Genomic DNA, 24,528 nt, shown 5'->3' on the forward strand with positions numbered 1-24,528 from the left:
TCCGGTTACGTTGTCTGAGCCTGCAGGTTCCTGCTTTCATCGTTCCTACCCGCTTCAACCATTTCCATTTATGCCATGAACGGCTACAATAAAGGAAGAGCGAGCACCCGTGATCGTATCTAATTCATATCCAAAGGAGAACCCGTCATTCATGGCAACGATTCGAGAGCTTCTGACGGAAGCAGATCTGCAGGAGGCCGAGCGCAGGAAGCTTCCCATACGCGTGTTTAAAGATGACCATTTGATCGATTCAGATACGCGGATCATCCGGTTCACCGACTCCACGGTAATTACCCAGTCCGGTGTGAGTGATGTTACGTACCATTCGCGCAAAGAATGCCAATTTTATGAGATCCGCAAATAGATCCGATTACACTGCCCGATAAACGCTTAGGCAGAGCCGCCAGTGCTCTGCTCAGGCGTTTGTTTTTTTTTGGCATCAACCACCCATAGACCGAAATATATATAGCCATGCCGGAATTGATATTATCTTTCGTCTTCAAGCCGCTATAAGATAAAGGTACCGATCCGGGTTTACAGGCAGGTTACAGGACCTGCGGAAATTTATGAATATGGGGAGAGATCTAGAAATGGAACAATCACACTTGAATATTGGAATCATCCTTGGCAGCACTAGGGAAGGGCGGGTCAGCCCGCAGGTCGGAGCATGGCTCAAGGAGCTGGCCGACGGGCGTGGAGATGCGGAGTACCACCTGATCGATTTGGCGGATTATCCGCTGCCGTTCCTCGGACATCCTGGCGGAGAGGACGCCATCCAAAACTGGGCCGCGACCATCGGCCGCATGGACGGATTCGTGTTCGTCACCGCAGAGTATAATCACAGCATTTCGGGTGTGCTGAAAAATGCGATCGACCTGGTTCGGGATGAGTGGGGGAATAAAGCGGCAGGCATCGTGAGCTACGGGTCCACTGGAGGCGCCCGGGCGGCCGAGCATCTTCGAGGCATTCTTGGGGAGCTGAACGTGGCGGATGTCCGCATTCACCCTACGCTGTCGCTCTTTACCGATTTCGAAAGCTTTAGAACCTTCAAGCCGGCCGAGCTGCATCATAAAAATGTTAACGGCATGCTGGATCAAGTGGTTGCCTGGTCCGCGGCTTTAAAGACGATTCGGGCATAAATCGATTGGATATGTTGAAAAACGCACGGAGGAAGCGATTGGACGCTGCCTGAGTGCGTTTTTTGTTGTATCTCCGAGTGCTAAAGGAATTTACGGCGCTCAGGTGGTCATGGATTATTAGGTGCCGGGAACACAGAGATCTACTCGCATGTGAACGGTTTACAGCTGATTCTGGGGAATAGTGAACAGTGAACAGCTAAAATGGGCTCACGGCGACTTCCTGACCAACTCGATAAAATCACCGAGTGCCCGGGAGATCCACTTCTTCGGATGGGTCATCAGCTGCAGGCTGAGCCGCAGATCAGGATGGTTGAAGGGAAGTGGGGCGAGCAGCCCTCTGCGGATTTCATCGTCTGCTGCCATGCGGGGCAAGAGGGAGATTCCTGATCCCGCCATGACGCAGCGCTTGATCGCTTCGGGGTTTCCCAGCTCCAAGCCAAGCCGGCATGGGATTCCGTGCTGCTTCAGAAGCTTCTCCAGCATGACCCGGTAATTACAGGTTTCTTCCGGCAGAATCCATTCGGCATCGTACAGATCCTGAAGACGGATCATCTCACGATTTGCCAGGGGATGTCCCGGCCCTGCGATGAGAACGAGCGGTTCCTCCCGGACCGTCTGCCAGTGAAGCGCCGGATCCTCCGGTTCGTTATCGAGAATCAGGCCGATGTCCAAATCTCCCTCTTTGACCCTCTGGACAAGAAGGTCCTCCCGGTCCGTCCATAATCGGATGGACAATCCTTCGTACTGCTTGCGCAGCTGTTGGATCAGCGGGGGGAGAAAGTAAGCCGCGAGGGAATCCATCGTTCCCACGGAGATCGTGCCGCCTCCCTCGGTCCGAAGCTTTTCCTTCGATTCATCGAACAAATCAAGCATTTGTACCGTAAGTTTAAGCAGCTCTTCCCCGGAGGAGGTCAGCCGAACCCCCTTGCCGAAACGTTCGAACAGCTGCGTATCGTATGCTTTCTCCAGCTTCTGTATTTGCGCCGTTACACTCGACTGCGCATATCCCAGCTCTTCGGCCGCCCGGGTAAAGCTTTTGCGGTGCGCGACCTCGCGAAAGGTATGAAAGTACGTCAGGTCCATGCCATTCATCTCCATGCTATCAATATTATCGATGATGCTCATCAACTATTATAGATAACACTGATAATAATTCCTATGCTAAATTAGAGGCACAACCTATAGAGGAGGTCATCAAAAATGATCGGAAGAGATGAACTGCATGGCGTTTTGGTTCCTGTGGTCACGCCATTTTTGCCAAGCGGAGAGCTTGATTTGGCATCATACACCCGTTACGTGGAAAAGCTGGCTGAGCATCATATCAACGGCTTGATCATAAACGGGACGACTGGAGAGGCCCCGACGGTACGCTGGGACGAAGTCGTACAGCTCACCCGGGCCACGCAGCAGATTTTGAAAGAAAAGCAGCGAAGTATCCCGGTGATCATCGGAACGGGGACCAACGACACGTTGACGACCGTACAGCGGACGGAGCAGGCTGCCGCCTTGGGGGCGGATGCCGTCCTCGTTGTGGTTCCCTATTACAGTAAACCGTCGCAGGAAGGGATCATTCAGCATTTTCGCCGGGTGAACGAAGTCGGGGTACCGGTTATAGCTTATGAGATCCCTGCCCGTACCGGGGTCCGCTTAACGATGCATACGGCCAAAACCATTATGGAGATGGAAGGTGTGATCGGTATGAAAGACAGCTCCGACGGCCTGGATCTGGTTACCGAGTTGACTCGTCAAGATGCGGGGGCGGTGTTATGCGGCGACGACCTGTACTACCATGCCAAGCTCAGCCAAGGGGCGAGCGGGGGGATTCTGGCTTCGGCCAACTTGTACACAGATATCTTTATTGAGGTCCATGACCTGGTGCAAAAGGGGAGGGTCATGGAAGGCAAACGATCTTTTGACCGTGTCGTCCCGCTTATCCGCAAACTGTTCCAGGAACCGAATCCCGCTCCGATAAAATGGGTGCTGGCTAATCAGGGTTTGATTGCTTCCGATCACCTTCGGCTGCCGATGACACGTATATCCCAGCTGCTCCAGAATGAACTGGCCCAACTGCTGACAGGCATCGAAGCAGCGCAGAACTAAAACCACGGACATTAGCGAGAAGGCGGCCTCCATCCTTCAAAGGAAGGGCGATGGCCTCTTTCATGCGGTCCGTATCAGACGCCCGCTTCCAGATCCAAGCGCCAGTCATTGCAGTGCATAAAGCTGCCTTTCGGGTATTCAAAATCACATTCACCCATGAAAGCGAAGCCGAGCTTCCGGCAAATCGCATTGGAACCTGGGTTATCCACGGACGGAAAAGCGTGCATAAATCGGTGCTTCTTCTGCTGTTTCGCCTGCTCGATCACGGCTGCTGTCGCGGCCGATGCAATGCCCCGCTGTTGAAAGGAAGGCAGGACGCCCCAGCCGATCTCATAAATGGTAGATCCCTGCCAACCACTCTCCCAAAATCCCGCATTGCCTATTGGCACCGGATGATCTGCCAGCCATATGCTATACATGCAGCCGCTCCCGAGGGACTGAACGTCAACATATCGTTTATGGCGCTTCTCAACCTGCTCGTCACTTTCCGGTCCGCCCAGATGTTCCAGCATCTCTGGAACATTCAAACGATAGAGCAGCTCCAAATGCAAATGGTCTTCCGACCAGGGCCTGATCTGTACTTGCAAACCCGCCATATGATTTCCCATGGATGGTTGTCCCCCTCAAATATAATAATGGATGAACCTTGGTATAAGAACTTATGTTCCTATTATATATCAAATAAATGGAAGTGTCATGTTTTTTTATGCAAGCTTTACGTTTCGGCCTCTTGTTGGCCCTTAGCGATCAAATCTCAGCCGGCATCCCCGCGAGATCGAATACCCGGTGACAGGCAGAAAGACCTGTTTTGCGGATGCGACCAAGGTCCCGTGTGTTTTGAAGCCAGGATCCCATATAATTGAAGGGAGCGCCTCCTTCATCAGGAACCCGGCTGGTTTTCGGGGAAGGGCTTTTTTTGTTGCATTCATGATCCACGGTCCATCATCGGGTAAAAGTCAACAAGAACGCTTCATACGGGATCAATGGGTGTCAGCGATGAATGGAAGGTGACTATCAAGAGGATGGTGAAGGAAATGAACCATTTATGGAAAGGAGGTGATCACGATGAGTACGATTCACATGCTGGTCGGCATTCCAGGCAGCGGAAAAAGCTTCTATGCCAAAAATTTGTGCAAGCGTGAGCGGGCCGTGGCGGTTTCGACCGACTCCATCCGGGAGAGGCTGTTCGGCAGCGAGTCCAGGCAAAAGAACACGTATCTGGTGTTTGACGAGGCTTTTGCCGAAATAGACCGTCTGCTTGGGGAGGGCCGCAGTGTCGTATTTGACGCAACCAACGTGAGCCGCGACCGCCGTGTAAAGTTTCTGAAGAAATTCAGGGATGTGCCCGTCGAAGGCCATGTGTGCGATACGCCGTATGAGACGGCCAGGCAGCGGGCAGGGACGCGCAAACGCCGGATCGACGACGCAGTGCTGACGAAATTTGCCAAAAACTTCGAGTTTCCGGTCATGGCCGAAGGGTTCCAAGCGCTGCATATCGTGCACAGCTCAGAGGATGTGAAGCTGGACAGAATCCAATTGGAAAAACTGCTCGCAGAACGTCCAGGTCACGATGAGCTTTTTGCCTATTTAAGCGCCTGCCCGCATTTTTCCGTCATGCTTGGGTACGACCAGGAGAATCCCTATCACTCCAAAACCTTGTCCGAGCACACCTACGCCGTGCTTGCCTATATCAATGCGCAGTACGAAGGGGATGACCTGCTGGCGATGCAGTATGCGGCGCTGTTTCACGATGCGGGCAAACCGTTCTGTAAGGTATGGAAGGAAACCCGCGGCTATTACTCTTATTTCGGCCACGAGCATGTCTCTGCGGCCATTGCCTGTCATGTACTGAAAGAGCTCGGATATGATGAGGCATTTGTGTTGAAGGTTGTGCATATGGTCAGCTTTCATATGGAAATTCTTCACGGGGGAGACGCAGGAGCGTCAAACATTTATCATTTGCTTGGCGGGGATCTGCTGGCCCGGTTGTATTTTTTCGCGGAAGCGGACACGAACGGCAAATAAAGAGGTGGTTTCATGAAAATCAAATATCCGAAAACGATGCATCTTCCCTGGTCACGAGGATACACCGATGATGACAAAATTTTGCGCAGCACGGACCATTTCGTAGGAAAAGAAGTGGTGATCACCGAGAAAATGGACGGCGAGAACACCACGATGTACCCGGATTTCATTCACGCGAGATCGCTGGACAGCAAGGACCATCCTTCCCGGCATTACGTCAAGACGCTGCACGGCGGCATCAGGTACTTGATTCCGGAAGGGTATCGTCTCTGCGGGGAAAATGTGTACGCCAAGCATTCGCTCGCTTACGATGCGCTGCCTGGATACTTTATGCTGTTCTCGGTGTGGAATGAGCAAAACCTGTGCCTATCCTGGGATGAGACGGTAGTTTGGGCGGATCGGCTTGGAATACCTACGGTGCCGCTGCTGTACAGGGGCATTTGGGACGAAGAAGCAGCCAAACGGTGCTACACGAAAAAGTCCTGCTGCGGCGGGGAACAGGAAGGGTATGTGGTGAGGCTGGCATCGTCTTTCCCTTACGAGCAGTTCAGGCAAAGCCTGGCCAAATTCGTGCGGAACAATCATGTCCAAACGGATGAGCACTGGCTCAGCAGACCGGTCGAGCCGAACGGACTCCAACCGTGAAGCTGCTGAAACAGGGGGCAGACGATGTAAGCTGAGGAGCTTTATGTACAGGGTCTAAGCAAGATCTAGATTACTTTAGCGGATTGCAGTTTAGGAGCTATATTTGTAGTTCATAGAAAGATGAAATAGATATGGAAGGTGGAGTTGGTCATGTAATTCTCAAGCAGCAGTACCCACATCGGAGGAGATTGACGGGTCTTGAAATTATATTTTTTTAAGCTTTAGCTTTGAATACATATTTGATTACATAATAGAAGATTTACAATGAGTAAAAAATGCGAACATTTATCTTGGAGGGAACGGTATGCCTGGATGTGCAGGTGTTGCGCTGTATCATACGGAACGGATTGGGGTGATGCAGGCTTTTGCCGCCGGGAAGGCCTTTTTTGAGAAGATCGACACGGCTGTAACAGGGACGAGTTACTATGAGCTTTTGGAGCACGGAGATCATGAAGGCGATCACGATCTGGTGGAAACTTCCCCGGAGCAATTACAGGCGAAAATCGGCACTGGAGAGGCAGCAGCCTTCTGGATGTACAGCCAGCAGCGCGGAACTTTGCCATGGGACGCTGCTTTTACTTATCAGACCAGCGGATACGGCAGTTTCCCGCATATCGCCGTCTTTTGCGACAGCCCTTCGGAAGACACATATTCCGTTCTTAAAGAATGGCTGCGCCATATGACAGAACAATTCTCCTTTCCTTATGCAATCTTATACGAGACGAGAAAAATGACGGATGCGATGAGCTACGCCGCCGGGGACAACGGAAAAACCGCGTTCCCTTATGAAAAAGCATTTGCCTTCAATAAAGAGACCCCCGGCTTATACGGCGGACAAGCCCGCTATACCGGCAGCAAGCTGAGAATGGTGTACCCTGCCAATGTACTGAACGGCGAGCATCTCAGCATCGGAATCGCGGATACGAATCTGGAAAACTGGATACAGAGCTGCCAAGATCATGGTATACTTTACCGGGTGGGCGAAGAACGATGGATGTGGGAAGTCGCCCCCGCGAAACTTGAACAGGTGAATCAAATCTGTGGAGAGGCGGGTGCCTTGATCGCCTGGCAGCCCCAGCAGACGAAGAAACCACGGCGCAAGCTGCCTTAATCGCATCGATCACACTCACTTACATTTCATCAGGACCCGGAGGATGGTATGTCACGACCTTTATTCCCGCGCTTAAAAGGAAACAGCAGGGGTTGTCTCGCCTTTGAGCCTTTTTTTCTCATTCCGTACAGTATGGTCAGCACCTACGCGACGCTGTATATGTACGAGCTTGGCATCGCCGAGACCAGCATCGGCTGGATCACTACGATCGGCCTGATCGTTCAGGTGTTTTCATCGTTTATCAGCGGGTATTTGACCGACCGGATGGGCCGCAAATCGGCCATCTTGTATTTTGACCTGTTCAGCTGGAGCTTGGCCACCATCCTGTGGGCGGTTTCGCACAATGTGTGGTTCTTCCTCACTGCGGCGCTTGTCAACGGGTTTCAGCGCGTGCCGCATACCGCGTTTTACTGCTTGATCGTCGAGGATACGAAGCCCGCCGACCGGACTTACGTCTTTACGCTGCTGCAGATTATTAGCGTGATCGGGGGCCTGTTCGCTCCGCTCGGTGGACTGCTGGTGGATCATTACGGCCTTGTGTCCGGCACGCGCATCATGTACGTGCTTGCGTTCCTGATGATGACGTTTCAGTTCGTGGGTCGGCATCTGTCGACGCGCGAAACCGAAATCGGCCAGAGAAAGATGCGGGAGACCCGCGATCTCGGGCTGAAGGAAAGCCTGATCGATTATGGCGGGGCGATTCGCGACATTATAACGAGCAAGTCGCTCATGCTGATCTTTAGCGTATACATTTTGTTCAACTTCCAGGCCACGATGAAAACGACGTATCTGTCGCTGTACATGGCGGATTACCTGCATGTGGGAAGCGGGCTGATCTCCCTGTTCCCAGCGGTGTCCTCCGTCATTATGCTGCTGACGCTGTGGCTGCTGATGCCGAAAATTCCGGAGCACGCGGCGAACCGCTCGATGATGGCCGGTTTCATTCTGTCGGTCGCTTCAAACGTCATGCTGGTGCTGTGGCCGACGTCGAACCTGGTCTGGATCGGGCTCAGCACGATTTTGGCCGCCGTAGGGCTGATGATCAGCTCGCCCTATTTGGAGGCAGCCGTGCAGAACGCGATCGACGATGACAAACGGGCGAAAGTGTTCTCCATGCTGTCCGTGCTGATTCTGCTGCTTACATCTCCGGCAGGCATTATCGGCGGTTGGGCGTACAAGCTCGATCCGCGGATTCCCGTCTGGCTTGTGGCGGCTGCGTTCGCCGGCGCCGTTCTTCTGATGATGCTGCATCAGCGGCGGGAGAAGAGCCAAGAGACGCAGGCTGCGCTCCGGCAATAAGGCTAACATAACAAAGATCCCCTGCCGTATGTTCGGCGAAGGGATCTTTTTTGAAGAGATCAGAAAGGATAAGTTTCGGAGGCTCCGCTTCCTGATCTCGCAAGAAAAACTTCCTTTAGACGCGGCCTGTCTTCTTTGAAGGTACGTCGATAGACGTTTTTCTTATTCGTTATGAAAAGCACCTAAGGTGCAGTAATATTCGCAGTCGGTTATTTGGACGGTTGTGGCGATACCAAAATTTTGACTTGGCTTTTCTCTTTCAGCAGCGTCTCAAAGCCCTGTTCGACGATCTCGCTTAAAGCAATGCGCTTCGTAACGAGCTTATCGGCCGCGAAATAGCCCTGCTGCATCAGGCTGATTACAGCCGGGAACACATCCCGGTAACCGATGATGCCGGCGATATTGCGTTCCTGCATGACGATCTGGTTCGGATGGATCGGGGCTTCCCGTTCGAAAATGCTGACAATCATAATTTGACCGCTGATTTTCGTCGATTGAATCGCTTGGTTCAGAACAGCCGGGACGCCTGTAACTTCATAGGCAACATCCGCTCCGCCTTCGGTAAGGCGATGGATTTCTTGGACGATGTCAACGTCGGCAGGGTTGAGCGCGATAGCCCCCAGCTCCTGTGCCTTGCTCCGCCGCTCAGGCGATAGTTCCACGGCGTAGATTTCCGCAGCACCCGACGCTTTCAGCGCTTCGATGACAAGCAGGCCGATCGGCCCCGCCCCGAATACGACCGCGCGGTCGCCTACCTTGAAGCGGCTGGAACGGACGGCGTACAGGGCAACTGCTGACGGCTCGACCAAAGCGCCCTGCTCGTAGGAGACGCTGTCCGGAATATGATGAACCATATGCTCATCGGCCGCCACGTATTCGGAGAAACCACCCCCGCCGCCGGCGAGTCCCAGGAAGCCCATTTTTTCGCAAAGGTTATATTTTCCCTGTTTGCAAGCGGTACAATGTCCGCAGGCGAACACAGGCTCCACGACGACCCGGTCGCCGGCTTTGAAGCGGGTCACGCCTTCGCCGACTTCCACGACCTGGCCGGAAAATTCATGTCCCATCACGACCGGGGCTTTCTCACCGGTTAATGGATGAGGCGCACCCTCCGGAATGAATATCGGCCCGGCGGCGTATTCATGCAGGTCGCTTCCGCAAATGCCGCACCATTCCACCTTGATTTTGACCTTACCTTGGAGGGCCGAAGGCTCCTCAATCGTTTCCACGCGCAAATCTTTCACGCCATGCCATCTCAATGCTTGCATGAATCCGTCATCTCCCTATCAGGCAGTAAATAATATGGTGAGCGATATATCGAAAAATAGGAAACGTTTCCGATCCATATGATGTCACATTCTATTCTGCGTGTCAAATCATTTTTTAGGGCTATAGCGGGTGTTTTTAACCTTGGTGTGATTGGAAGATTTACTTGTCTATGTATAGAAATAAGCCGAGGTCATGCGTTGATTGCAGCGTCTGGCGGCTAAGCTGAGGCATCGGTATGGCGGGGTATGCTATAATATATACTGAAAAAGAAAAAAATGTCTTCCGGATAGGAAACGATTCCGAAGTGAGAGGGATTAATTCGCATGTCCAACAAGAAAAAGGTGACCATTGAGGACGTCGCCAAGCAGGCAGGCGTCGGCATCGCCACCGTCTCCAGGGCGCTCAACAACAGTGGGGGAATCAGCGAAAAGACGAAGGCGAGGATCATGCAGGTGATCGATGAAATGGGCTTTGTCCCCAATACGTCGGCTCAAAGCCTCAAAATCCGCCAAACCCACCAGATCGCGCTTGCCGTGCCGGACATCCGCAACGCGATCATTCCGGATATCGCCTGGTCGGTAGAGCAAGCCGCCAAGCAGCATGGATACCGGGTGGTGCAGATTAATACGCTTGGCAACGCCCGCCTGGAACTGGAGACGCTGCGGGAGATCAAGAAGCTTCATGTGGACGGCCTCGTCCTGATGCCGCTGGCGTATCCCAAGCAGCTGGAAAGCCTGATTAACCAGGCCAGCATCCCGGTATCCGTCATCAATTACGGCAAGAAGCTCAGCCCGGATCTAAAGGCGGATATCGTGGGGCTCGCCCGCCAGGAAGGAAGGCTGGTCATGGAGCATCTGCTCCAGATCGGACGGGCACGGATTGCTTACGCAGGCGCGCCAAAGGACAAAATTGAAGAACGGTACCTGGCATACGAACAGTCGCTTAGGCATGTCGATGCTTCGCTGGTTTATTTCGGGGAAGATTTTTCGTTTGAAACCGGACGCCAGGCGGCCGATTATTTTTACAGCCTGAAACATATGCCGGACGCGATCTACGCCGTCAACGACATGGTGGCGATCGGGATCGTCAACCGCTTCAAGGAGCTTGGTATCCGGGTACCGCAGGATGTGGCGGTGGTCGGCATCGACAACAACTTGTGGGCGACTGTAACCACTCCGCAAATCAGCTCGGTGTCCATTATGGGCAGCGAAGTCGGCCGGCTGGCGGCAGAGCTGCTGCTGAAACGGATCCAGTCGCACAATCCGCCGGATTATGAGCGGGTGGAGTTTGAGCCGCGTCTCATCGTAAGGGAATCCAGCGTTTCAATGACGCAGTATTCGAATAAATAACATAAGGAAAAGCTTCGGCACACATGGGAAGGGGACAGGATGATGAACGAAGAAATCGGCGCACCGGGTTGGGACGCCATCGACCAGGAGCTTGAAAGATTATACGGCAGTCAGGAGCCAAAGCATTACGGGACGCTCATTTCGTATGCGCTCGGCGGCCAGGACCCGCTCGACGGAATCAGCGCCTACAAAGCGGAATCGCCGATCCCGCATTGGCATTTTGTCACGTACGGCTTCTCGGAATTGTATGAAAAAGAGTCGGAGGACCAGGAGGTCAGCGGATTCGGCTTTGAGCTGACATTCCGGCTGCAGCGGGATGCCGATGAGGAGGAGCCGCCGGCGTGGGCATTGAACCTGCTGCAAAATATGGGCAGGTACGTGTTTGGCAGCGGAAACGTGTTCCGTTCGGGCGATTATCTGGATGCCAACGGGCCGATCTGCCTCGGAGCCGACACGCAGCTGACGGCCTTGGCTTTTGCTGAAGATCCGGAACTGCCCGCGATCCAGACGCCGAATGGCCAGGTCGAGTTTTTGGAGATGACCGGCATTACAGGAGATGAGCTCGAAGCGATGCAGACCTGGAATACGCTCGGCGTTCTCGGGGCTGCCGAGGAGCATATTCCCTATTACATAACGGATTTAACCCGCGGCTCCCTGCTGCGCATTCCACCCGTCGCAGAGAAAATCCGGCAGGGCGCGGAAGCGGAAGGATCCAGCACCGGATTTTTGTTTGTAGATCAGCTGGCCTGGGAACCGGGGAAGAGCGGTTGGTTCAGCAAGTCGCCTTCCGTCGTGAAAATGGGAGCCAAGCAGGCCGGAATTATTGCCAAGCTGCTGCTAGGCCGGATTTTAAAGGGCCGTTCGCTCACGCTTGTCGGACCGGACACCCGCGTCGTCTTTGAGCCCGGGCAGAAGCCGGAGCTAAAAGCCGAAGGAGGCGAGGTGCGAATTGCCCTGGACGATCAAGCCGCTTCAGAGCTGAGCCGTTCGCTGGCACCGAAGGAAAGCGTCGTTCCGCTGCCTTCGGTGAAGGGGGCCGCTATCCAGATCGTGAAGACGCAGATCAAGGACAGCGAGGGCAATGTAGTCAAAGTCATCGGTTAAGCAGGACCCCGCTCGCGCGGGGCTTGTTTTTGGCATGGCTTAAGAAATTTGGGAGGGGAAACGATTGAACGCGAGCGTACAGCTGTTTTTGGATGAGGTGTGGTCCCTGATCAGCGGGATTTATGAGAAAGAAAGCAAGCGTATCCGTGAGATCAAGGAAGTCAGCAGGCTCCAGGCGGGCATCAAGGATTATCTTGGCGTGGCCTGGAGTACCCGCAAAGCCGGCGACGGATACGGCGTAATCAGCATCGACCTGGACCGGCCCTTTGATTGGACCGACTCCTCGTATCGGCTGAATGCCGGGCCTTACATATGCGATATCACCGACGACCTCATCACCGGCGAGTGGCTCCCCGCATTGCGGACACGGCTTGCGGAAGAGATGAGGGCCGGGACTTACGGCCCCAGGTTTTTCGATTACCGCTTCGAGATCGTGCTCGAAATGGAGAGGGAAGAGGGATTAAGGACCTTCACCGAGGTTTTGATCGATGAGGACAAGCTCGCGGGTCAGAGGCGGGAGCTCGATGCCTTTATCCAGTCCAAAGTTTTGCGGGATCTGCCGGTACGTCCCAAGGAGTTGGATGAGTTCTTCTTTGCCCGTCATCTGCTCAATTCCGATCTGTTTGAACAGCGAGAGGCACAATTAGAGCCGCTGATTGGGCGGCTGGAGGAAAAGCATCGTTCGAACCCGGACCGGCTGCTCGGGTGGGTCTCTCAATATACTTCAGCCTTTCGAGAATGGGCGGAGGAGCATTTTTTGGTCCGTTATTTTGAGCGCACCGGGAGCTTCGGCCAAGACTGGAAGCGAAAAGATGCAGCGGACGGGGTGATTGTGAAAGCGGACGAGCTCGACTTTTTCGTCTATGCCGCGCTGAAGGTCGGCCGCCGGGAGCCCGAGCTCCGGGCGCGCTATCTGGAATTAGCCGTCCAGCTGGGCTCGGAAAAGGCGGCTGGCTACATAAAGAACGGCAGCGGGCGCTTCCTGCACCGGTTCGAAGGCACAAAGATCCAGGCAGCGGCCAACGATGTTACGGAAACGATCGACATCCGTCTGTATGCGGAGGAAGAGGCCGCATACGGGGAAGCGCTGACGTATATAACGGGGCTGCTCTCGGAGGGGTTTCCCAAAGAGTACAAACTAAACCTGAAGAGCCCATCAAAGGACAAACACTATCTGCCGCTGAATAAGCTGGCTAAATCGCAGCTGCACCGTTTTTTTGCCGGCGCGCTCCGGTATCCTGGCCTTCATCCGCTGATTGCCGGGTACGCCGAGACAGCCATGGAGGAATTTGCTTGGTATAAGGATGTGGAACCCGGGGAGAAGTCGGTCATGCCGGGAACCTATGCCGTTCTGGGATTAGGCATCATGAGCACGGAATATTTTCCGCTGCTGCGCAGGTATATGGAAACGGTTGATACGGAGCACCAATCCGCTCAGGACGGGTACGCCGAAGCTTTTATCGAAGCCCACGGGCTGACCCCCGATCGGATGTCGGTGCTTGTGGAGATTCTGCTTGGAGGAAGCGATTCAGCCAAGCCGGTGAAATCCTTCGTTATCGATACACCGGATCTGGCGGACGCTCTGCTGAGTGAGCTGGAGTCCAAAGAGGATTATGAGCGGGAAACGGTGCTGTACCGGATTTTCGGAACACACACCAAGCTGGCGCAGTCCGCGAGAAAAGAGACTTCTCCGATGAAAGAAAAGCTGGAGCGGTTGCTGGCATGGTATCCGTGAGTCCAGTCAATACCTGAGAAAGGGGGACGATCATTTGGAATGGACGGAGGCCAGCAAGAGCAAGGAGCTGGAAATGGTCCGGGCGGCGGTGGATCAGCTGGACCCGAACGAGCGGGACGCCCGCGGAAGAACGCCGTTGATGCTTTTTATCACCAACCGGATGCCTGTAGACGGCATGAAGCTGCTGCTCGAGAAAAACGTCGATCTGGAAGCGGAAGACAAGCTGGGCGATACGGCGCTCAAAAAAGCGGTGAAGTTCAAGCAGCCGGAGACGGTCAAGCTGCTGATTGCGAATGGCGCTCAGCTGAATTCCCCGCACGGCATCCTGGGGACGGCCTGGCAGGCGGCAAGAATGGACAAGGCCATGGCCGATTTGCTCGCTGATACCGACGGGGCGGTCCGCCTCACGATGAACGATGAGGAGCAGAGGATCATCGACGGTATTTTGTATGAGGAGTCGCTGGATGAGGTCACCTGCCGGATCCGCGGGTTGTCCTCGCCGGTTCTGCTTCATGCCGTGGTGGATGGCTACAACTGGGACGATGGGCCCGATCCGATGATCGCTGCCCTGGAAAATCCGGAGTGCGCCGAGATCACAATGCTGGATATGTATGAGCTGCTGGTTGCCGATTACTGGCTTGGCATGGGTGAAGCCGATGCGGCAGCATCGGAAGAAGGCCGGAAATGGCGCTGGCTTGCCGAAAGGCTGAAAGAGAAAGTAGGCGCGAAGCTCATTTGATTCTTGGGGTGGGACCCAGGCTTGAAGAGATTTCGCTGGCGCTTCGGGCAAACCGGATATGTATATTATTTTGCGCCATCGAGCAGCAAGGCACCAGTGCCTGTAACGGAGGCCCAGCAGGCTGCAAGGAATTCGGGCTGAATTTGTTACTGAACAGGAGGGGGATCCGCCCGCATGGATGCGAAAGCCAAAAAAATATTAACGAATACGTACTGGCAATCGGGAGGCTGGAGACGCGGAAGTTTTATGTTATCGGCTGAAGATTTTGAGTACGCCAAAAGCAAGGGGCTGATGTTCGATCCGCTCACCGTGTCGCATGATGAGCTGATCCGGCGGATCATTCATCTGCATGAGCATAACGTGACGAAAGAGCGGGTGGCTGCTGCGTTTTTGCACAGCCTTTCCACCCGGAAAGTTCATCTGCGCAGCGCTTTATCAAGCTGGACGCTGACCCGCCATTTACCCTCTCATACATTCCGTATGCGTGCCGCCGATATCCCCCGGTACAGTGAGTGTTTTTTCTGCGATGACGGCATGCTGATGTCCCAAGAGGAATATGCCGGCGAGGACCTGAACGTGCTTAATTTCGAACGGATCAAATGGGGAGGCGTCCGCCACAATTGGCTCGTTTACTGCTGGCTGGATCTGTTATGCCTGAGCCGTGAGGAGGATCCGTTCCTGGTGCGGGAAGAAGACGTGGATATGCTGAAGGGGATGATCCAAGGGATTGAGGCGTGTGGTGACAAGGATGCCGCCCGGCAGCTCGAGAAAAGGTGGAAGGACGTGTTCCCCTCCAATTCGCATGAACGGGATCAGGTCATGGAGATCTGGGGTTACGCGGGCATTCTGGAAACCAAAGATTTTTACCGCAAAGAACGGGGACGGGGCACCGATTTCAATGCCGTTGCCTGCTGGCGCGGGGAAGACGGGTATTCGCGGGAGAAACTGGAGTACTTCTTCGGTCCTTATTTATAGCTGTTTTTACAGTGTTTATACCTTATAAGAAAAGGAGAGCCGCGGGCTCTCCTTTTAGTTTGATGATTTTTCTGGATTTCGATCGGTTCTCCGTTCCAGTACGGCTGCTTGACCAAGCACAATCCACTGGTTAACTTCGTCATATCCCTTCACAACGGCTTGAACGACGTGCCGCGGGTACATCCATTCCGGCTTTCCGGACAACTCCAGCTCCCCGGTGTCAGCTAATCCTACTGCTTCTGTGTTCGCAAGCGTAATGAGCGTTCCCTGCGGGACAAAGGCTTCGATGGCGCCCTCGACCCTTTGTCCAACGGGGTGCAGCGACTTCTGGCGCTGCCACAGCTCGCCCGTGGACTTAAGGGAAGCGGACCAAACCTCCTCGAATTCTTCCTGGGTGATCAAGATCAAGCCAGCTTCAGATGTATCGATCGGCTGCTCTGCCAACATAAAATGATAGTCTCCGTCTTTCCGGTTCGAAGCGATGCACTTGCCGTCATCCTCGATGACGAGCTGGCGGTAAGCAACACCCTGCTGGTCAATCTCGAAATACCAGGTGCCCATACCGGGTTCGGGACAATCTTTAATATATTTCATATACCTCTCCTTATCGATCCATGCCTGGTCATGCAAATTGAACCGTAATGACGTTTATTTGATCATCCTTATTTCAGGGGAACCTGCCCGGCCAACCGCTCGAATTGCTCCAGATGAGGGTTCAGCTTTGGCTGAATACTTTGCAAATATTTGAGGTTAGCCTCGTTTATACGCTGTTCTGCCGCCGTATCCGCAGGGAAGATCGAGTAGGTCTTGTGGATCGTGCCGCTGCGGTATTCCGCGCTGAACAGGCTGCCGCTTTTCAACGACGCTTTGAGATGGTCAGCGCTTCCCATGATGACGAGCTGTTCCTGCGGCGATTTGTACGCGAAGTAGAAGTCGGGATCGGCCAGGGCATGAATGACATCATATCCGCTCGTCTGCACGCCGCCGCCGAAAGCACCCGTTTGGATTTCATTCGAGCGGACCGCACCATCTTCCTGGATGACTTTGTGGGTCAGCGTGCCGGTGCCGTTCATCCGGTCCAGCTTCCACTCCCCGTTATATACGACTTTGTGGCTTTCGCCGCCGGCGGCGTACTCGTTGATGTACTTCCCTTTGCCTTCGCGCTGGCCGTTCACGAACTTCCCGGAATATTGTTTGCTGTCGCCCCATTTCATCGTTCCCCTGCCGTTAGGCTTGCCACCGCTGACTTCACCGTAATAGGTGGTTGTGTCCGAAATTTGCAGCCATTCTTTGGCCGGCGCTGCTTGTACCGAAGGAGAGATAGGCCAGATCGCCGCAGCTGACAGTGCAGCGCTCAGGACAAGAGATACGGAAAGATTTTTAAGTTTGATCAACTCAATACATCCTTTCAACAAGCTATTCTATGATTGCTCACGGTTTATTGGCAATGCTTGGACAACGTTACGTGAGAACGTTTTATTAGTTGTTAGCCCTTAATGTTCTTCGCATGGATTAGACCGCATATTTAAACGTGCAGGCATCGCGCACATAAAATTCGTTACCGATTTTCACGATGTAATCGGTGATTTGAACGATCTTCCCGCTGCCGATCATCTCCTGACCCAAAAAAACGGCAACAGGCGTTTGCTCAATCATCGCGGTATGGAAGTGAATCGGGGAAGTCAGGGGCTGCATAAATCTTCTGCTTTTCATTGCATTTCACCTCTTCCTGTCATTTTACCAAATTTCAGCAAGGAATGGTGTATACAAAACAGTTCCAACCGCCTGAAATGGTTGATGATCTGGATCGCGAGAAACTAAACGACCGTTCTCCGGCAAATACCGAAAAACGGTCGCAGCTTCGTAAAAGGCATTCCGATTCAGATGAAAAGTCCGCCTAAGCGGTCATCGGCTGGAGGCGGGCAGCCCAGTTGTCTTGTCATGGATACGATCTGGCCTTTGTGATGAAATTCGTGAGTCTCCGTATGAGTTAACAGCAGCAAAGGAGTAGGAGCCTTCGGGTAACCCCGCCAGCTCTCGTCCTGCTTGATCGGTTCATTCCAGCGATCGCGATATTCACTTATGAACCGCTGCACGAGTTCATCCGCTTCCGTAAATCGTTCACGGACGTACTTCACATCGGCGCATTCAATTTCTTCTATGGAAATATCCCTATGCTCGTTTCTCTTCATAAACGCGAAAGATCCCAACCACCACCGATAGCAGTCAACGACGTGAAGATGGGTTCGAATGATCGTTCCTCGCCCAAATTCGGGAACGGGTTGATGCAAGATTTGAGGAGGCAGCTCTTCCAAGAACGCAAACATGTTTTGTCTAACGGATCGGATCCAATCGTATTGTTGCTGCAGCATTTCGATCAACGCAATCACCTCTAGGATTTCGAATGATACTTATCATCTTGCCATTTCAATTTCTCAGTGATCGTCAATACGTTGCCGTCGGGATCGATGATCGTAAAATAGAGCGTATTGCCGCGCAGCTCGATCCGGTCCACCACCGCGCCATCTTCAATCAAAGTCTGGTACGAGCGGAATATCGCATAGGGGTCTGCACGGCGAAAACTTTCGACCAGCGCTTCGAACACCTCGATACTGAGTCCGCCACGCGGGGCTACGAGTACGGAATCATCCCAATATTCGGGATGACTTTCAACGGTCTTTTTCAGCCTTGTCCTCGCCCGCCTTAGAGCCGCCTTCACCGAACCCTCGGATTGTCCGAACAGCCTTCCCGTTTCCTTCGCGGTAAAGTGAAATACGTCGATCAGCAAAATCAGAACGACCTGTTTGGGTTCGAGCCGATCGGACAGCAGTTCGAGCGCCTCACGGACATCCCACTTACTCCATTCATCATAGGAACCGATTAAGTGCTCTTCGAGTGGTCCGACCTGCGGCTCCCATTTGCGGCTGCGGCATATATCCACCCAAGCGTTGGCAGTAATTCGAAACAAAAATGGCTTCGTTATTTCTCTATTCGGGAACCGAGTATGCCAACGATAAGCTTTAATAAGCGACTCTTGGAGCAAATCGTCCGCATCCCACGCCGAACCGGCCTTAGCCAGACAGTATCGTTTCAGATCGTTTTGCAGCGGAAGTGTCATCTTAGCAAATGTCTCATATCCTGCGTCTGTTAAGTGATCTCCCTGCGTCACTATTTCTGCTTCCTTATGTTATTCTTGTGAGTAAAATACGGCGTTTGCCCCGTTTCTTCCACAATATCCACGGGATTTCCGTCCAGATCGAATGCTTTGAAAAACCTGTACCCATCCTCTTCGTGGATTTCGCTTAATTCCGCTCCTTTCGCCTTAAGCTGGCTATACGAATGGTTAATATCGTACGATGTGAAATTGAAGTAAGGCATCATATCTTTACCGGTATCAAATTGGACAGGCTGCGGGTTCACCACTTTCCATAATAAAACCAAGGTTTGGCCGTTAGGGAAGGCGAGCCCGACCCGATCATCTGTCTTTTCAATCGTCTCCAGATCGAACATTCGAACGTACCATTCCTCTGAACGTGTAATGTCGGTCACCGGAATAAAAATAGCGGATACATAAGCGATGATTTTTTCCATAGATGAGCACTCTCCTTTAAGCTGATTTTCAATCTATTAACGATAAATATCCATAATAAGATACGGGGTAGCAAAAAGTCTTTTTAAATTTTATCCCGGCCCATGGATCACGCCTGCTGCCGGAGAACGCCAAAGAGGGCTGCAACAGGTCGCTCGCCAGCAACTTGTCACAGCCCACAATTCAGCGCTAGATGCGTCTCCCGGAGATTACTCTTCCCCTGTCGCAATCGGATTTTCGCTGTACGAAATCCAGTCGCTCCAGCTGCCGGCGTACAGCCGAACATCCGGGTATCCAAGCTCGGTCAAGGCAAGGACATTCGGGCAGGCCGACACGCCTGAACCGCAGTAGACGATAATTTCATGGTCCTTCGGCACGTCCTTATAGTACTCTTTGAGCTCATCGAGGGATTTCCATTCCCCATTGTCCTGCAGGACGCCCTTCCAAAATTTGTTCTTGGCGCCGGGAATATGGCCAGCGGTATGGTCGATCGTCTCGTTCAGACCCAGGTAGCGGGAGGATTCACGCGAATCCAGGATGACGATCGATGGATCCTTCATTGCCTGGCGGACGTCTTCCAGGTTTACGAGCATTTCAGGATGCACATCAGCCGTGAAGGTGGTAGGGACCCGAACCGGCTGGTCCTTGCTGACGGGGTAACCTGCATCCTTCCATGCGCTGAAGCCCTCGTTCATGACGAACACCGTCTCATGACCCATGTAGCTCATCAGCCACCACAGACGTGAAGCGTACAGTCCGCCTTGATCGTCATAAGCGATGACACGGGTTTCCCGGTTGATGCCGACTTTCCCCAGCTTTGCGGCAAGCTGGCCGGTATCGGGCAGGGGATGCCGCCCGCCATGCTCACTGACAGAGGAAGACAAATCCTTTTCCAGGTCAAGGAATACCGCTCCCGGGATATGGCTCTCCTCATAGGAAATCCTTCCGGCATCAGGCTGTCCCAACATGAACCGGCAGTCGACGATCGTCACGTCGGGCTCGTACATCCGGGCAAGCACCCAAGCTTTATTCACTAGTACGCTCAATAAAAACACCGCCTTAATTCAATGATAATATCTTGAATGGAATATTGTTCTATTATACCAGCGGGGCGGGGGGTTGTCTCTCCAATCGGTTTCTTCGGCAAGGTCAAGTGTGTTATGATAAACGCGCTGCGGACAAGCCGCCGCAAAATAAAAAAACGGCCGGGTCGCCCCACAAGGGGAGATATCCAGCCGTCATTATTAGAGCCTGAAATGTAGGCAATCCTCATTTATGGTAAACGATTCTCACATGGAGATGGGTGTAAATCTCTTCCGTATAATGGTCATTCGGACAGCTCTTGATGACGCGCAGGTGATCTTTGCTCGAAAGCAAAGGCTCAGAGCACGAAGGGCAGCGGTCTACAAACAAGCTCTTTAATTTCGCAAACAAGCTTATTCACCATCCTATTCCCATTGATTTACTTGGGTTTATTATAAACGCTAATGTTCCATTCGTATAGTGTTAATTTTGAGTTTTTTGCTGCGAACTATTCAGTCATCCAGAGGTGTGTAGTAGATGGATTTAGCAGGACATATCGTTATGTTTTTCATCGGACTGGCAGGTTCCTTTTTTTCAGGTCTGCTGGGCATCGGCGGAGCCATTATCAATTACCCGCTGCTGCTCTATGTGCCGGGACTCTTTGGCGTGGAGACGTTCAGCCCGCGGCAGGTTTCCTCGATCAGCATGATCCAGGTATTTTTCTCTTCCCTGGCAGGCATGCTGGCTTTTCTCAGACAGAGCAAAAAAGAAAAGCCGCTGATGCACAAAGGGCTGATCATGAATATGGGGGCGAGTATTCTGATCGGCAGCTTGGCAGGCAGCCTGGGCTCGGCTTATCTGCCCAGCGCAAGCATCAATATTATTTACGGGGTGCTGGCCGTAATTGCAGCCGTCTTGATGATGATCCCCGGCCGTGGCACCCAGGAGGAAGTGCAGCTGGCATCGGTGCAGTATAACCCTTGGATCTCCGCGGTTTCCGCCTTGATGGTGGGCGTTGTCTCCGGGATTGTCGGTGCCGGAGGTTCCTTTATTCTGATTCCGATCATGCTGACCATGCTGCGGATTCCGGTTCGGGTGACGGTGGCTTCCTCGCTGGCAATTGTGTTTATCTCGGCCATCGGCGGCGTATCCGGGAAAATAGCCGGCGGGCATATCCCGCTGTGGCCCACCTTGTTTACCGTGCTCGGGAGCATCCTTGGCGCACCGGTGGGAACGATGGTCAGCCGCCACCTCAACGTCAAATCGTTAAGAATCGCCCTTGCCGTCCTGATCGCAGCCACCGCCGTAAAAATTTGGTGGGGCATTATTACAGCAGGCATATAAGGTGAATCCTAAGCATGTATATTTCTGTGCCCGAGGTCAAAGATGAACAAACAGGAAGAGCATACCGAGAATAAGAAGGATGTGAAGGCTTTGCATAGACTGCTTCGAATCAGCTTGGCATGCGTGATGTCAATCATGCTCGCAACCGGCTGTTCCTTAAATCACGGAGGAAATAACGCATCTGGACAAACGGGTGCAAATGGTCAACATGACGCAACGGGGCAAGAGGGTAACGCCGGAGGGAACGGTGAGCCGAATTCTTCTGCAAATCAAGGCGGAGATACGTCCAATCCTCCAGAAGGCACGTCAAATGGAGACGGAGGCAGCGGCCAGGATACGGGTCCAGACGGATCGCATCCGGGTGGCACAAATACAACAGCGGACGATCCTGTCCTTAAGCAGCTGAACCAGCTGACGACCGAAGAGAAGATCGGCCAGCTCGTACTCGTGGGTATGGACGGAACCGCCACAAGTGCAGAAACCCGCGAGCTCGTGCAGAAGTATTATGTCGGCGGATTTATTTTCTACAAAAATAATATTGACAGCACGAAGCAGGCACTGAGCCTGTTCAACGGCCTCAAAAAAGACAACCGGGACAATCCCGTGCCGCTGTGGATGAGCGTAGACGAGGAAGGGGGACGGGTGTCCCGGATGCCGGATGAATTCGTCGACATGCCGACAAACCTCGCCATCGGAAGGAAGAACAGCACGGAGTTATCCCATGGCATCGGGCAGATCCTCGGCCGGGAGCTGGCCGGATTTGGGCTGAACATGGATTTTGCACCGGTGCTGGACGTCAACAGCAATCCGGACAATCCCGTGATCGGGGACCGTTCCTTCGGCAATGACGCCGAACGGGTTGCCCGGCTCGGCAAAGCTACGATGGAGGGAATCCGTGAGGAGCATGTGGTGCCGGTCGTGAAGCATTTCCCGGGGCATGGCGATACATCCGTGGACTCCCACATCGGTCTGCCTGTCGTGAACCATGACCTGGCGAGATTGCGGAAGCTCGAGCTCGTGCCGTTCCAGGCGGCGGTGAAAGACCAGGCGGATGTCGTCATGATCGCGCATCTGCTGATGCCGAAGCTGGATCCAGACCACCCGGCGTCCTTCTCCAAAGCCGTTATTACAGATCTGCTCCGCAATGAGCTTGGGTTCAAAGGCGTCGTCATTTCGGACGACATGACGATGGGGGCGATCGATAAAAATTACAGCATCGGCAAGGCATCGGTCGGGGCCATCCTTGCGGGCGGAAACATCATTCTGATCGGGCATGATTACGCCAAGGAGAAGGAGGCCATCCAGGCACTGACGGACGCGGTAAAAAACGGGACGATCTCCGAAGAGGTGCTCAATGACCGGGTATACGCCGTTCTTAAGCTGAAGGCTGCTTATGGAATTACCGACGAACCGGCAAAAGGGCCGGATGTGGACCGGATCAACAAGGATGCCCGCAGTTTGTTGGGCAAATACGGTTTGAAATAGAGTCAATCACGGGATGCTAGTAAGAGATGATGGATGATCCGCTATCACGGGTCGAAGAATTGTTAAGACAATAGCACGGGGCTGGATGACAAGCTTGGCATATACTATTCTATCTTCAAGGAAAGGAATGAGAGATATGCCAACATTTGATAGCATCCAGGTGACAGGGAACGCTACCATAGGCCAGGACCTTCAAGTCAACGGCAATGAGACGATCATGCAAAATTTCAACGTGGTGGGGAACCAGACGATAACCGGGTCCTCCCAGATCAACGGCAACCAAACCATTGCCGGGTCTCAGCAGGTCAACGGCAGCCAGACGGTATCCGTTAATATCGGTGCCGGCAGTACGGTAAGCGCGGCATTCCGAGTGGTCGCGCAAGCCCAACCGACCGTGCCGATGGGTAGTCCCACCCTGCAGCAGGTCCATCTCTATGCGGGAGTCATGGCTAGTCAGCCCGGCTTTGTGCTCAAGGGCACGGACGGTAACAACTACGTGCTCTTCGTTGACGTTTCGAGCGGAACGCCTACACTTGCGCTGATGCGTACGTAAAACTGAGGTATAAGCTGCCAGTGTGGTTTGGGACCGGGTTCAAATGTAAATGAATAAAAGGCGCCGCCTCTGATGAGAGGGGCGCCTTTTTTATAATACAAGAAAAATCACCTTTGCTAAAGTATGTACGAACATATCATCCGGCAGCCTCGCGCGGCGGCTGCTTCTTCCGGCCCAGCAGTCTGCTGACGTTAAGCTCGGACAGGGCTACGCCGAGCAGAACGAGACCGGCGCCTGCATATCCTTGGGCGGACAGCGTTTCGTTCATGAACAGCAGGCCGATGACGGCGGCCACGACCGGCTCCAAGGCAAAGATGAGGCCTGTTTGGGTTGCGGTCGTATATTGCTGGGCCATGGTCTGCAGGATAAAGCCAAGCGCGCTGCACACGAGGCTGAGCGCCAGCACCGCCACCCAGCCGGAGATGCTGCCGGGCAGGCGCGGGGTCTCCCACAGCACCGTGAAGACGAGCCCGAAAGCGCCGGCAAAGCCGAGCTGCCAAATGCCGATGCAGAGCGGATCCGGCGATGTTTTAGCTGCACGGCCCGTCAGCATCATGTGGACGGCGAACAGCAAGGCCCCAACGATGCACCACAGGTCTCCGAAGCCGATGCCGGACTGGGGCCGCAGCGTGAGCAGACCGATCCCGGTCATCGCCAGCACGACGCCCAGGACGAGCCGCTTGCTTGGCATGCTTTTGCCGAATACGGCCGTGAGAACCGGCACGAAGATGACCGTCAGGCTCATCAAAAAGCCCGCATTGGATGTGGACGTTCCTTGAAGCCCAAGCATAATGGAGGCAAACACGCCGAACAGGATGAAGCCTAAAAGCGCGGCATGTTTCAATACAGAGGCGTCTGTATTGCGGCGAAGCCGGCCTGCGAAGAGGCCGCCAGCGGCGATGAACGCCAGCCCGAACCGGAGGGCGATCAGATTGAAGGGCTGAACCGAATCCAGCCCCATTTTCATAAACAGATAGGAAGAGCCCCAAAAAAGGGTGACGATCATAATCACGACATTTGCTTTAAAAGGTTTCATGGAATGGG

At 53.5% G+C, this 24,528-nt stretch carries 26 protein-coding genes; 15 read left to right on the forward strand and 11 right to left on the reverse strand.

The features are described from left to right. Nucleotides 1-151: 151 nt before the first annotated feature. Both BCV73_RS08240 and BCV73_RS08245 read left to right on the forward strand, forming a co-directional pair. The gene (locus BCV73_RS08240) at nt 152-364 is read left to right on the forward strand and encodes a hypothetical protein (protein ID WP_076167490.1); all 213 of its coding nucleotides are present in this window, start codon (nt 152-154) and stop codon (nt 362-364) included. Nucleotides 365-590: 226 nt separating this feature from the next. Continuing rightward, on the forward strand, nt 591-1,139 hold the full coding sequence (locus BCV73_RS08245) for an NADPH-dependent FMN reductase (protein ID WP_089546713.1): 549 nt from the start codon (nt 591-593) through the stop codon (nt 1,137-1,139). 207 nt (nt 1,140-1,346) lie between these two features. Here the strand turns inward: BCV73_RS08245 and BCV73_RS08250 are convergent, their stop codons facing one another. After that, a complete protein-coding gene (locus tag BCV73_RS08250; RefSeq protein WP_089550155.1) occupies nt 1,347-2,222 on the reverse strand; it encodes a LysR family transcriptional regulator in 876 nt (291 codons plus the stop codon). 117 nt (nt 2,223-2,339) lie between these two features. Between BCV73_RS08250 and dapA the strand changes: the two genes are divergently transcribed. Then, on the forward strand, nt 2,340-3,239 hold the full coding sequence (gene dapA, locus BCV73_RS08255) for a 4-hydroxy-tetrahydrodipicolinate synthase (RefSeq protein ID WP_089546714.1): 900 nt from the start codon (nt 2,340-2,342) through the stop codon (nt 3,237-3,239). A gap of 74 nt (nt 3,240-3,313) precedes the next feature. Here the strand turns inward: dapA and BCV73_RS08260 are convergent, their stop codons facing one another. Then, a complete protein-coding gene (locus BCV73_RS08260) occupies nt 3,314-3,847 on the reverse strand; it encodes a GNAT family N-acetyltransferase (protein ID WP_089546715.1) in 534 nt (177 codons plus the stop codon). 457 nt (nt 3,848-4,304) lie between these two features. Between BCV73_RS08260 and BCV73_RS08265 the strand changes: the two genes are divergently transcribed. From BCV73_RS08265 to BCV73_RS08280, 4 genes are all read left to right on the forward strand, one after another. Further along, a complete protein-coding gene (locus BCV73_RS08265; protein ID WP_089546716.1) occupies nt 4,305-5,264 on the forward strand; it encodes an AAA family ATPase in 960 nt (319 codons plus the stop codon). A gap of 12 nt (nt 5,265-5,276) precedes the next feature. After that, the gene (locus tag BCV73_RS08270; protein WP_089546717.1) at nt 5,277-5,909 is read left to right on the forward strand and encodes an RNA ligase family protein; all 633 of its coding nucleotides are present in this window, start codon (nt 5,277-5,279) and stop codon (nt 5,907-5,909) included. Nucleotides 5,910-6,213: 304 nt separating this feature from the next. Further along, nucleotides 6,214-7,020, forward strand: a complete 807-nt coding sequence (locus BCV73_RS08275) for a hypothetical protein (protein WP_089546718.1) — start codon at nt 6,214-6,216, stop codon at nt 7,018-7,020. Between the two features lie 48 nt (nt 7,021-7,068). Then, a complete protein-coding gene (locus BCV73_RS08280; protein ID WP_089546719.1) occupies nt 7,069-8,319 on the forward strand; it encodes an MFS transporter in 1,251 nt (416 codons plus the stop codon). A 209-nt stretch (nt 8,320-8,528) separates the two neighbouring features. Here BCV73_RS08280 and BCV73_RS08285 read toward each other — a convergent pair whose 3' ends face one another. Beyond that, the gene (locus BCV73_RS08285; protein ID WP_089546720.1) at nt 8,529-9,587 is read right to left on the reverse strand and encodes a 2,3-butanediol dehydrogenase; all 1,059 of its coding nucleotides are present in this window, start codon (nt 9,585-9,587) and stop codon (nt 8,529-8,531) included. Nucleotides 9,588-9,911: 324 nt separating this feature from the next. Here BCV73_RS08285 and BCV73_RS08290 point away from each other — a divergent pair, with 324 nt between their 5' ends. The 5 genes from BCV73_RS08290 to BCV73_RS08310 all read left to right on the forward strand — a co-directional run bounded on the left by BCV73_RS08290 (nt 9,912) and on the right by BCV73_RS08310 (nt 15,490). Beyond that, the gene (locus tag BCV73_RS08290; RefSeq protein WP_076167468.1) at nt 9,912-10,937 is read left to right on the forward strand and encodes a LacI family DNA-binding transcriptional regulator; all 1,026 of its coding nucleotides are present in this window, start codon (nt 9,912-9,914) and stop codon (nt 10,935-10,937) included. A 42-nt stretch (nt 10,938-10,979) separates the two neighbouring features. After that, entirely contained in the window at nt 10,980-12,041 is a 1,062-nt protein-coding gene (locus BCV73_RS08295; RefSeq protein WP_076167466.1) for a suppressor of fused domain protein, read from the forward strand. Nucleotides 12,042-12,105: 64 nt separating this feature from the next. Further along, nucleotides 12,106-13,776 (forward strand): DUF6138 family protein, encoded by a 1,671-nt coding sequence (locus tag BCV73_RS08300; RefSeq protein WP_089546721.1) that lies wholly within the window; start codon nt 12,106-12,108, stop codon nt 13,774-13,776. Nucleotides 13,777-13,810: 34 nt separating this feature from the next. Next, the gene (locus tag BCV73_RS08305) at nt 13,811-14,515 is read left to right on the forward strand and encodes a DUF4274 domain-containing protein (RefSeq protein WP_089546722.1); all 705 of its coding nucleotides are present in this window, start codon (nt 13,811-13,813) and stop codon (nt 14,513-14,515) included. Between the two features lie 174 nt (nt 14,516-14,689). Continuing rightward, nucleotides 14,690-15,490: a hypothetical protein gene (locus tag BCV73_RS08310; RefSeq protein ID WP_089546723.1), complete on the forward strand. Its 801-nt coding sequence runs from the start codon at nt 14,690-14,692 to the stop codon at nt 15,488-15,490. Between the two features lie 54 nt (nt 15,491-15,544). Here the strand turns inward: BCV73_RS08310 and BCV73_RS08315 are convergent, their stop codons facing one another. From BCV73_RS08315 to BCV73_RS08345, 7 genes are all read right to left on the reverse strand, one after another. Then, nucleotides 15,545-16,084, reverse strand: coding sequence for a hypothetical protein (locus BCV73_RS08315; RefSeq protein WP_089546724.1), 540 nt, complete (start codon nt 16,082-16,084; stop codon nt 15,545-15,547). Nucleotides 16,085-16,152: 68 nt separating this feature from the next. Continuing rightward, a complete protein-coding gene (locus BCV73_RS08320) occupies nt 16,153-16,884 on the reverse strand; it encodes an MORN repeat-containing protein (RefSeq protein WP_089546725.1) in 732 nt (243 codons plus the stop codon). Nucleotides 16,885-17,002: 118 nt separating this feature from the next. Next, nucleotides 17,003-17,203, reverse strand: coding sequence for a hypothetical protein (locus tag BCV73_RS08325; RefSeq protein WP_234489624.1), 201 nt, complete (start codon nt 17,201-17,203; stop codon nt 17,003-17,005). Nucleotides 17,204-17,370: 167 nt separating this feature from the next. Beyond that, nucleotides 17,371-17,871, reverse strand: coding sequence for a DinB family protein (locus BCV73_RS08330; protein WP_089546726.1), 501 nt, complete (start codon nt 17,869-17,871; stop codon nt 17,371-17,373). A gap of 11 nt (nt 17,872-17,882) precedes the next feature. Beyond that, entirely contained in the window at nt 17,883-18,608 is a 726-nt protein-coding gene (locus tag BCV73_RS08335) for an RNA polymerase sigma factor (RefSeq protein ID WP_143811837.1), read from the reverse strand. A 50-nt stretch (nt 18,609-18,658) separates the two neighbouring features. Further along, complete coding sequence (locus tag BCV73_RS08340) at nt 18,659-19,081, reverse strand: VOC family protein (protein WP_089546728.1); 423 nt, start codon at nt 19,079-19,081, stop codon at nt 18,659-18,661. 207 nt (nt 19,082-19,288) lie between these two features. Continuing rightward, the gene (locus BCV73_RS08345) at nt 19,289-20,125 is read right to left on the reverse strand and encodes a sulfurtransferase (protein WP_089546729.1); all 837 of its coding nucleotides are present in this window, start codon (nt 20,123-20,125) and stop codon (nt 19,289-19,291) included. Nucleotides 20,126-20,639: 514 nt separating this feature from the next. On the opposite strand from BCV73_RS08345, the gene BCV73_RS08350 reads away from it, so the two are divergent. The 3 genes from BCV73_RS08350 (at nt 20,640) to BCV73_RS08360 (ending at nt 23,484) form a co-directional block, all read left to right on the forward strand. Next, nucleotides 20,640-21,446: a sulfite exporter TauE/SafE family protein gene (locus tag BCV73_RS08350; RefSeq protein ID WP_076167444.1), complete on the forward strand. Its 807-nt coding sequence runs from the start codon at nt 20,640-20,642 to the stop codon at nt 21,444-21,446. Between the two features lie 42 nt (nt 21,447-21,488). Further along, the gene (gene nagZ / locus BCV73_RS08355; protein ID WP_256992778.1) at nt 21,489-22,931 is read left to right on the forward strand and encodes a beta-N-acetylhexosaminidase; all 1,443 of its coding nucleotides are present in this window, start codon (nt 21,489-21,491) and stop codon (nt 22,929-22,931) included. Between the two features lie 136 nt (nt 22,932-23,067). After that, nucleotides 23,068-23,484: a hypothetical protein gene (locus tag BCV73_RS08360; RefSeq protein ID WP_089546730.1), complete on the forward strand. Its 417-nt coding sequence runs from the start codon at nt 23,068-23,070 to the stop codon at nt 23,482-23,484. A gap of 136 nt (nt 23,485-23,620) precedes the next feature. On the opposite strand, the gene BCV73_RS08365 is transcribed toward BCV73_RS08360, so the two are convergent. Continuing rightward, complete coding sequence (locus BCV73_RS08365; RefSeq protein WP_089546731.1) at nt 23,621-24,520, reverse strand: DMT family transporter; 900 nt, start codon at nt 24,518-24,520, stop codon at nt 23,621-23,623. Nucleotides 24,521-24,528 lie beyond the last annotated feature (8 nt).

It is taken from the genome of Paenibacillus sp. SSG-1 (assembly GCF_002224835.1).
Classification (GTDB): domain Bacteria; phylum Bacillota; class Bacilli; order Paenibacillales; family Paenibacillaceae; genus Paenibacillus_AQ; species Paenibacillus_AQ favisporus.